The organism is Thermogemmatispora sp., from assembly GCF_019683755.1.
Classification (GTDB): Bacteria; Chloroflexota; Ktedonobacteria; order Ktedonobacterales; family Ktedonobacteraceae; genus Thermogemmatispora.
The window spans coordinates 1-2,735 of sequence record NZ_JADGHT010000481.1 but is presented as its reverse complement, the minus strand read 5'-3'; the positions used below and the strand labels follow the sequence as shown (position 1 = coordinate 2,735).

General features: G+C 57.3%; 2 protein-coding genes. Both read left to right on the top strand.

Going from position 1 to position 2,735, the window contains the following annotated elements:
* The first annotated feature begins 396 nt into the window (after positions 1-396).
* Positions 397-1,533 (top strand): Druantia anti-phage system protein DruA, encoded by a 1,137-nt coding sequence (locus tag IRZ24_RS19050; protein ID WP_297167932.1) that lies wholly within the window; start codon positions 397-399, stop codon positions 1,531-1,533.
* Complete coding sequence (locus IRZ24_RS19045; protein ID WP_297167931.1) at positions 1,508-2,674, top strand: DNA double-strand break repair nuclease NurA; 1,167 nt, start codon at positions 1,508-1,510, stop codon at positions 2,672-2,674. The genes IRZ24_RS19050 and IRZ24_RS19045 overlap by 26 nt, the downstream gene beginning before the upstream one ends.
* The last annotated feature ends 61 nt before the right edge of the window (positions 2,675-2,735 follow it).

Sequence of the window (2,735 nt, the reverse complement as noted above, 5' to 3'; positions counted from 1 at the left end):
TAAACATAATTAAATATATTGATTTTGCATCAAGCCCAAACTTTTCACAAATTTCCTCTCCACATACTTTATTAAGGAATTGTAGACATAGTAGGAAGCTCTGTCAAGGAGCAGAGTACCAGGAGGCTGGGCCGTCTCTTGCATAGAGAGCGGAGAGTACCAGGAATTGAGTGGGCCGGGGGAGTGGACGAGAGGCCAGTGTGCCCCTGCTTTGTTGAGCTGCACTGCGGTCCTGGCAGGCCGGAAGAAGCAGCTTTCTACAAGGAGAGAGTCCCCTATTCGGCAAGAGAGGTCAGACAAGCGCCTGCTTCTTTCTTGCAGTCGAAAGAGCTATTGATTATACTTTCAATCAGATCACTGCCCTTGGACGAGGCACGTAAGCCAGGAAGACACAGCATGGAACAGCAGCGTGACGAATTACGCCGCCTGGTGCTGGCGGAAATCGAACGATTGAAAGCCTTGGAAGCGCAGAATCCCAAAGAGACGTACCGTCACTGGCATGCCCAGGCGGTCCAGCGTGAATTAGCCAGGCAGCAGCGCTGGATCAGGGCCAGTTATCCGAAATACGAGCACTTCTTCGCCAATGGCAGCGATATCTCTCCTCAGAGGATTCGCCCCATGCTCCTGGAAGTCATAGAGGAATGGCAGGCCGACCTCTTCCGCCTGGCTCGTCTCACCTGGTCGCTTCCCTTTACACGCGGGTATGGGCGGCGTCTGCGCTTCTTGATCATGGACGCATCTAATGAGAAGCTTATCGGTATTCTGGCACTGCAATCGCCGCCGCTGGATTTCCCAGTGCGAGATCGTCTCTTTGACTATGCCCCGGGCCGCAAAGTTGAGCTGGTCAACCAGACAATGGACATCTTCACCCTTGGCGCTCTTCCTCCCTACAATCGTCTTCTTGGCGGCAAGCTAGTGGCGCTGGCAGCGGTTTCAGACGAGGTTCGTCTGGCCTACGAGCGTAAGTACGCGGGACGCCTCACGCAACTGGAACAACGCGCGCTGCCGGCGCGGCTGGTGGCCCTGACCACCACCAGCGCCTTCGGTCGCAGCAGCCTCTATAATCGTCTCTCCTATCGTGGCAAAGTCATTGCCTATTCCATCGGCTACACCGAAGGCTACGGCAGCTTTCACTTTGCCTCCCTTTATCCTGCTTTATGCGCTTTCCTGGAAGAGCAGGGACGCTATCACTCCGGCGGCTTCGGTACGGGGCCACGGATTACCTGGCAGAACGTGACGCGCGCTCTGGACGCGCTTGGGCTTCCTCGCCAGCTACTCAGGCATGGGATCAAGCGGGAGGCTTTCCTGTTTCCGCTGATCAGCAATCTACAGGCGTATTTTGAAGGTCAGGACCCGGAGCCACACTACTATCAGCGCCCCTTTGCAGCACTCGCAGCCTGGTGGCGCGAGCGCTGGTTACTTGCTCGCGCCGCTCGTGTGGACGGCTGGCACAGTTGGAACCGTCAAGAGATTCTGGCCATGCTGACGGTTGAGAGGAGTGCGAAGCATGGAACAGCCGATTCAGCCATCTGAAAGAATGTTTCAGGATTTACCTGCAGCGCTTGTCGAGGAGGCTCTGGCCCGAACGCATCAAATAGGCCAGGAGGTCTCGGCAGCACTCCAGCGTATCCGTATACAACGCGAGACCTACCGGCAGCAGTTACAGGAGCGTCGCCTGATCCAGCGCGATGGCGAGGTGCCCTACGCGCCGATTCCAACGACCTGCGGAGTCGATGGCGCCTACGCTATCGAACGCCTGCTGGCCACGGATCTGGTTGCCGCTGCTGCCGTGGCTGTTGAAGGGCTATCTCCTCCTTCAGAGCAGCGCTATTGGGAGCAGCCTCAGCATCAGGTCATCATTGAGGCAGAACCCCACTCGGCTGAAAGCCAATTGCTGGTCCGGGCCTGCATGATGGCAATGGAACTTTCCCTGGCCGTGCGAGCACCCCATGAGGTAGTGTTTTTGGATGGCTCCTTGACCACCCCGCTGATCTACTTTAACGAGGCGCTCACTGCGCTCGCTCGCGGCCTCCCTCCGCTGGCGCTGAGCGGCCATTTGCTGGGGCAGATTGAGTCTGCATTGGACTGCTATCAGCAGATCCTGCGCTCCGAGCGCAGTGATAAGCACTGGGTGGCAGCCCCAAAGTATACGACCCGGCGTGAGATTGGTAGTTTGCTAGATTGGCCACCGGCCTATGACGATCGCGGTATGCTGACGACAGTCCTTCTTCCAGGCGAGCTGACCCTTCCTCAACCCCTGCAACCACCCGAGCAGGAGTGGCACTTGAATCTGAATGCGCTACCATCACCTCTCAAGGAGCGTGCCCAACGTCTTTATCAGGCGGTGGTGGCAGCTCTCCAGCAGATCGCCGTGTTGTACTATCGGCCCTTTTCCTGGCTGCCTGCGCTGCGCATTGAGGTGAGTAGTTCGATTGCTCGCAACCCTGAACGGCTGGCGCTGGTGATCCAGGCCCTTCGCCATCAATGCGGTACGCCCTCGATTCTGGAGCCGTACCCTCTCTATCTGGCCGACCGCATGGTGAAGTCGCTGGCGAGCGGCATTGCTGCTTTTCGCCAACTCACCAGCCAACAGATCGCGGAACAGTCCCAGGGAGAAATGCTCTCTGAGATTTTCCTGGCGCTTCATGGATATCGCACAGACACAGGGAGATAGGACGATGCCTCCTTCTACTTCTACAAAGAGTCTCCACGAGCTTTTAAGCCAGGCCGAGCGT